The organism is Robinsoniella sp. RHS, assembly GCF_001029355.1.
GTDB lineage: Bacteria > Bacillota > Clostridia > Lachnospirales > Lachnospiraceae > Robinsoniella > Robinsoniella peoriensis.
This window is the reverse complement of record NZ_JNGB01000173.1, coordinates 1-7,230: the sequence shown is the minus strand read 5'-3', so window position 1 is coordinate 7,230 and position 7,230 is coordinate 1. Positions and strand designations below refer to the sequence as shown.

The following is a 7,230-nucleotide window of genomic DNA, read 5'->3' as shown; positions in this document are numbered from 1 at the left end:
CCGTGAAATACATTACGGAGGCGCAGACGGCACAGATACCAATAAAGTTTATGTGAATGGAAAAGAAGTAAAACTGCGCGGTACCTGCCGACATGATGTATCCGATGATCTGGGACGTTCCATGACCAGAGAAGAAAGTTACGCCGAGATTGCAGCGTACAAGAATGCAAATATAAACCATATACGTACATCACATTATCCGGCTTCTGAAGATCTGCTGGATGCCTGTGATGAAATGGGAATTTATGTGGAACAGGAGACAGCTGTCTGCTTCCAGGGGCCATGGGCAGATGTCAGCAGTAAGTACGAAGATTTTCTTCCTCAGTTTACGGAGATGATTGAACGTGACCGCAACAGGCCGTCCATTCTCATCTGGTCTCTGGGAAATGAATCAAATTACAGTAAAGTAGCGTCACAGTCCGGAGGAAATGCATTCCAGGATGAAAGAGAATACTTAAGAGATGTGGACACAACCCGTCCATGCGTATTCAGCTTCCCGGATACCGGAGAACCTGCAGGCTTTGCCGATATCTACAGTGCCCACTATGCAAATGTAACAGGCGGCATGGGGAGAGCTGACAAACCCGTTATACATGATGAATATGCACATATTTCCTGCTATAACCTGGATGAACTTCAGCGGGATGTAAATGTACGTAATTTCTGGGGCGAAAGTGTAAAAAAAGGTTGGGAAAATATTTTCACCAGTGACGGAGCCCTTGGCGGAGCTTTATGGGGCGGAATCGATGATGTATTCTACATTCCGGAAGGTACCACAGAGCGCTGGCAGTCACATTCAGATGGCCAGACAGCCGGATATGGAGAATGGGGAAGCGTATTGGATGCCTACCTGAGAGAGAAGCCGGAGGCATATCTTACTAAGAAAGCCTATTCGCCTGTACGTGTGGAGGAAGAGGCATGTTACATATCTGACGGTACGATGTATATTCCGGTGAAGAACTGGTTCGACCATACAGATACAAATGAATTGAAGCTTGAATATACCGTTGACGGTGAGCAGAATGAAATTATGGTTGGGGAAAGTATTGCACCTCACAGTGATGGCGTGATTACCATAAACGGGGTATCCCAAGATGCACAAGCTGTAAATCTGAAATTTTATACACCGGATGGAATTATGGTGGATGAGTATAATGTTGCGATTTCATCGAAACAGTACAACTTCACACCGGCTGGGGATCAGGCACCGGCTATTGAAGAAAATGAACAGGATATTGTTGTAAAAGGCAAAGACTTTTCAGTTTCTTTCAGCAAGGAAAGCGGTATGATCTTAAGCGGTCAGTTTCAGGATCAGGTTCTTGTGACAGGCGGTCCATACCTTCATGTAACAGGAATGAGCCTTGGAAAGTGGAACCTGGCGGAAATAGATGGTATTACAGCTGAGACACAGGAGCAGTATGCTGTAGTAACCGTAAATGGTTCTTATGCAAATGGCCAGGGTGTGCGTTTTGATATAAAGATATCAGGAAATGGCATAATAACCACAGACTATACGCTGACAACTGCACCGAAAGTGACGAGCGGACTAAAAGAGGTGGGTATCAGTTATGATATCGACAAAGATACAGACAGTGTAAGCTGGTTAAGAGATGGTTTATACACAGCTTATCCGGAAGACCACATCGGACGTAATAAAGGAGTGGCTCTCAAGGTAAGAGAAGGATCGGATGTGACACCGGATCAGTATGGGGTGGAACCGCAGTGGTCCTGGAAAGATGATATGAAGAATTACTTCGTATATTCTACGGATGACCCCAATAATGGACTGGTAACCAATGACTTCAAAACCATGCGTGAGCATGTGTGGTCCTATGATGTAAACTATGGACTGGAAGCAGACGCACCCCGCATCAGTGTAGAAGCTCCGGATGCCAACGTGGCAGCCCGCGTTGCAATTACCTTTGATCTGGGCTATGTGGATGACAGGGACGCAGCCATTAAGTATACGGGCGGATGGGCGACCTATGATTCAAATTCTGATTATGCGGGAACAGAAACATTTAGTTCAAAATTAGGTGATTCCTGCGAATTTAAATTTACAGGAACCGGCATACGCTATATCGGATCGAAGCAAAAGAATACGGGCCTTGTAAAAGTGTATGTAGATGGTGAATTCAAAGAAGAAATTGATACCTACAGCAATCTGGGAAATGATCTGAAGCAGACGGTGATTTACAGCATAGAGGGACTGGAGAATGGTGAACATACCATTAAACTGGAAACGGCAGGCGGAAAAGCTAATTGCATCGTAGTAGATGCTTTCGAAGTTTTGAAGCCGGAAGGAAGCAGCGCTACTGAAAAAGCACAGCTCATCATTAATAACCAATGGTATTATCCAAACCTGGGATGGGGCAACTACACCGGTATTCAGGGAAAACTGGCAAATGGTTCTACAGGATCAGGAACAATCCGTCTGACAAATGAAAATAATCTGACGGAAGAGACGATTACATCACTGGTTAATTTAAAGATATCAGCAGTAAATGAAGAAGAATTGAAGGTTTCCTATCATGTACAGAATGAAAGTGAAGCTACAGAAGTGAAACTGCAATGGTACCGGGTAGCAGCAGGCGATCCGGACAGTAAGGCACAGGTAATTGAAGGTGCTGAAAATGACATACTGAACATAAAGGGACTGGAAGCAAACAAGGTTTACTGTAAGGCTACGCTGTTGATTGACGGAAAAGAGAGACAGACCGTAAAGAGTAATGGAATTGAAATAGGACAGGATTCTTATCGCTACTATGATATATTAGATGACTCGGATGAATTTGTATTTTCAGGAACCAAAGGTACAGATTATAAGACTGATAAAGATAAGTCCTGGACTGCAAATGCTTATGGTAAATCTGTCACCTACCTTATGGATACAAAAAATGAAGCAGGTGTTTCCTTCAAGTTTGCGGGAAGCGGAATCCGATGGGTAGGCGCAAAAGAAAACAATCAGGGTATAGCAGAGGTAACGGTAGACGGAGGAAGTCCCGTAGAAATTGACTTGTTTGATGCGAACTCCAGCACGGGCAATCAGGTAAATGAAGTGCTTTTTGAGCAGGTATGGGATGAACCGGGAGAACACGAGATTACAATCAACCGCACAGGAAGAAAGAATCCGTTATCCTTAGGCGCAAATGTCAGCCTGGACGCATTTATTATCATCAATGATGTAAGTGAAAATGTCAGAATCAGTGATGTGGCAGTAAATGAAAATGAGGATGGAAGCCTCACGGCGGGTTGCACCATCACAAACGGGGCTCCAGAAGATTTAGAGTATCAGTGGTATGCAGCAGATGCATATAGTGCACAGGGATACGATAAAGAAACTTATGTAGCAATTGAAGGAGCTGTTAGTCAGAATTATATGCCGTCAGACACGGATGCAGGGAAACTGCTGCGCTGTGATGTGTGGAGTGCTGATGTCAGTACACCGGTTAGAAGTGCCAATGCCGTTTTGGCAAAAGCGCTGATGATTGATGATACGGATGAATCAGTACAGTATCCGGAAGGAAGCATTCAAGATACTGCAGACGCATCATATTTAGCAGGAAATAAACCATATAACAATACGATTACTTATTTTAAAGATGGAGAAGTGAAACTTAAGTTTAATGGTACCGGCATCGTCTGGCTGTCCGGTTATGATCAGACACTGCGCCGTGCAGCCGTAAAAATAGATGACGGCAGCGCAGAATCCGTGGAAATCCGTGCAGCTCAAGGCGGAGGATGGGATTTTAACCAGTATAAAGTATATGGAGTGACAGGACTGGAGCCTGGAAACCACAGCATTACCATTACGGCTGGTACCCCCGGAGTTTATAATAATGCAGATGCATTTATGGTATTGAATCCTGGAGAGGAACAGCCGCAGACCGGAAGTATCTCTGAGGATGTTCAGGAACCCAAGATGCAGTCAGGGCTTGAATCAGAATCAGAAGCCAATTATGGTGAAGATCAGGCAGAAACAGATAATACGGTTATGACCCAGACCGGGACAGCAAGAAAAGAAATAAGAATAAATGGAAATGCCGTTATGACTCAGACCGGAACGGTAAATAGAACAGATTCGCAAGATAATGGAAATTCTGTCATGACCCAGTCCGGGACAATTGACAAATCCGTATCGGAAGATATAGATAATGCAATTGTAAAATTAACAAAGGCGATATCAGACTTCAAAGCATCCCGCATTGAGAAAGAACCTGTGGATAAATCAAAGCTGTCAGCACTCATAAATAGTGTTAATGGCAAGTATAATGAAAAATTATATACGCCGGAGAGCTGGAAAGTATTTATCCAGGCGCTAAATGCAGCAAAAGGCGTAAACGCAAATGACAATGCGGTTCAGGCGGATGTATCAAAGGCAATATCTGCACTGGAGTCTGCAATAAGAGGATTAAAGCCCGCCCAGGCAAAACCGGTGCCCGTTGACAAGACGGCATTGAAGAATCTGTATCAATCATGTGCATCCCTTAAAAAAGCGGATTACACGGCATCCACCTGGTCGGTATTAGAAGCAGCTATGAAAAATGCAGCAGCTGTTATCAATAACCCAAATGCAACAAAAGAAATGACAGACCAGGCGTACAATGCTCTGAACAAGGCAAAAAGCGGGCTTTCAAAAATTCCTGCACTTCCGAAAAAAGGAAGCACCTATCAGACAAGGGGACTGCGTTACAAAGTAACGGCTTCTACGAGCAGAACAAAGACAGTAATGCTGGTAAAACCTGCGAAGAAAACATACAGATCCATAACGATTCCGTCCACTGTAAAAATTAAAGGATATACCTACAAGGTAACCAGAATTGACGACAATGCATTCCGGAAAAACACAAGACTGTCGAAGATTACAATTGGAAGCAATGTGACGAAAATTGGAAAAGAGAGCTTTGCAGGATGTAAGAAACTGAGATCTGTTACGCTGAAATCTAAATCAATTACAAGTATTGGAAAGTATGCGTTCAAGAATATTTCAACAAAAGCAAAGATCTATGTTCCGAAGAAAAAATATTTATCCTATAAAAAGATGCTGTCAAAAGCAAAACTCAGCAGTAAAGTAAAAATAATTAAAAAATCAATGTAAAATAAGAATCCGCCGGTAAATGGTATCAATAAGGCATTGGAAGTAAATAGTGATGGAGACGAGAAAGAACCCATGGCTCCATATGTTTTGCCAGAGGATACTGATTATGAAAATGAAACTTAAAATTATGGATTCTTGATAGAATCACAGGTATAATGTTACGGATAAACATAAAGACTGTGTACAGTGTTTATGGAGTTGAATACATTCAACTTCATAGCGCTGTACACAGTCTTTTTACGTTTTCAATTTATTAAAATTTAATCAGGATGTTGTTCTTTTTAAATACTCTGTTGTTTTCACAAGACTTATCATATGTCCATCAATTTTTCTGCTGACCGCCAGCAACTCTTTTCCTGTTAACGGTTTTCCTTCTTCAACCAATCGGTCTAATTTTTTCCCTTCTGCAGCTAATGCACATTTGTACCAGTTCTTTTGAATATTACATAACATTCTTCTCATATGTTTTCTCCTTTATTCGCTCTATTAGTGTGTTAGTGACTCTGTTAGACACAGTATAACACAGTCCGATTGTCGAAGTCAGTCGAAACCCGTAGCAAATATAAGAAATTTTCGTTTTTTATGAAAAATTTATCTTTTCGGGAGTAAAACCGTCGAAAACGTAGGAAAGATAGCGGGTTTTGGGTGTTTGTGATCTTTATCCAAGCTGATAATAATTTTCCAGGTATTTTTCCAGGACTGGAAATGGGGCAGGCCCAATTGTCAGAATCTGTTCATGGAATTCTTTGAGGTTGAATTTATCACCCAATTCTTTTTTGAATTTATCCCGAATATCCATAAAGCTAAGGCAGCCCACATAATATTTCAGATAGTTGGCAGGTGCTTCAATGATAATGTCATACATGTTGTTGGCGATCTCCGGGTCTGAAAATCCAATCTGATTTAAGTAGGCAGCAGTTGCGTTTCGGTCGTAGCCATGGTAGTTGATGGCGATATCCAGCAGAGAAGATATCCCGAGCATTATGGAACGGTTCAGGCGGTAAAGGGCAGCCACGTCTTGATCTACATCTGCGTATTGGTATGACTGGAATTCTACATAAGTTGCCCAGCCTTCACTGTAACCCCCAAAGTTTAACAGGCTTCTGACCGGATCAGCGTTGGTACTGCCGGAATAAATAGTCTGGTATAAATGTCCCGGATATCCCTCATGCGCCAGTGTGGTATAGAGCTCAAGCCCCGAGTAGTCAGATGCCTGGTTGATATAGATCACATTGTCAATGAGATTATCTATAGGCGGTGACAGGTAAAAAGCAGGACTTAAGTATTTTTCCAGGGAGCTGTGGACGTATTTCACATTTACGTTCACCTGTGGAGAGGTGGGAAAATCATCTGCCATTTTCTTCTGAAGATCATTTAAGATTGCTTCCGGTGAGGAAGCAGCCATGCCGGATACAGAAGACAGGAGTGTGGGGTTTTTCGCCAGCAAAGTCTGTAGCTCAGTAAAGTCAGTCTGCACCTGGTCCATCAGACGTTTCTGAATCTGATCAATGGAAGCATTGGAACCGGTTGTATCTTTTACCAGGTACTCATAATATTTCTTTCCATCAGGGAAATTACATAAACCGGCATTGTTTTTTCCGGTTCCTTTTAAAGCGGTCAGACCTGTAATCAGGTTTTCATATGCCGGAATTACTTTCTTTAAAATAATGTCCTTATGACGGACTTTGAAGTTGGCACATTCTTCAGGGGTGAGCTCTGGAAAGGAATCCACCTTATCATTAAATATTTCAATTAAAAAGTTATTATCCGGGTCAGCAATAAAGGATTGGCATTGAGCTATAATTGCATCTGTATTTGCATCACTCATAAACAAACCTGCGGAGGATTTGGCTTTTTCAAATTCCAGAAGGGATGCATAGTATGTATCCAGCTGTGAAAGCAGAGACAAATATTCATCAACGTCTGCTTTTTTGTTAAAAGTGTATTCCGCAAGCAGAACCGGAAGCTGTGCCTGAGTGCCGATTGTGGGTCCCAGAGGCTCTGCATACAGAGAAAAATCCTTTCCATTATTTTGGTTCTTCAGGTAGTATGCAAGAATGTCATAAGTAAGCTGATTATTTTTAGACAGTTTCTTATAAGAAATCTGATTCAGTGCTTCCTGATAATTTTCC

Annotated in this window: 3 protein-coding genes; 1 reads left to right on the top strand and 2 read right to left on the bottom strand. The window is 42.3% G+C overall.

The genetic code is table 11. From position 1 onward, the window contains the following. Positions 1-5,098: glycoside hydrolase family 2 TIM barrel-domain containing protein (locus tag RHS_RS27490; protein WP_047834974.1), on the top strand; the 5,098-nt coding region annotated here is incomplete at its 5' end. Between the two features lie 264 nt (positions 5,099-5,362). On the opposite strand, the gene RHS_RS27485 is transcribed toward RHS_RS27490, so the two are convergent. Then, complete coding sequence (locus tag RHS_RS27485) at positions 5,363-5,560, bottom strand: hypothetical protein (protein WP_027295571.1); 198 nt, start codon at positions 5,558-5,560, stop codon at positions 5,363-5,365. A 196-nt stretch (positions 5,561-5,756) separates the two neighbouring features. Continuing rightward, the coding region (locus tag RHS_RS27480) for a DUF885 family protein (RefSeq protein WP_047834973.1) at positions 5,757-7,230 on the bottom strand (1,474 nt) is incomplete at its 5' end.

Bases quoted from the DNA above. Each gene is read 5' to 3' on its own strand.
- RHS_RS27485 (WP_027295571.1), bottom strand. From the start codon at position 5,560: ATGAGAAGAATGTTATGTAATATTCAAAAGAACTGGTACAAATGTGCA.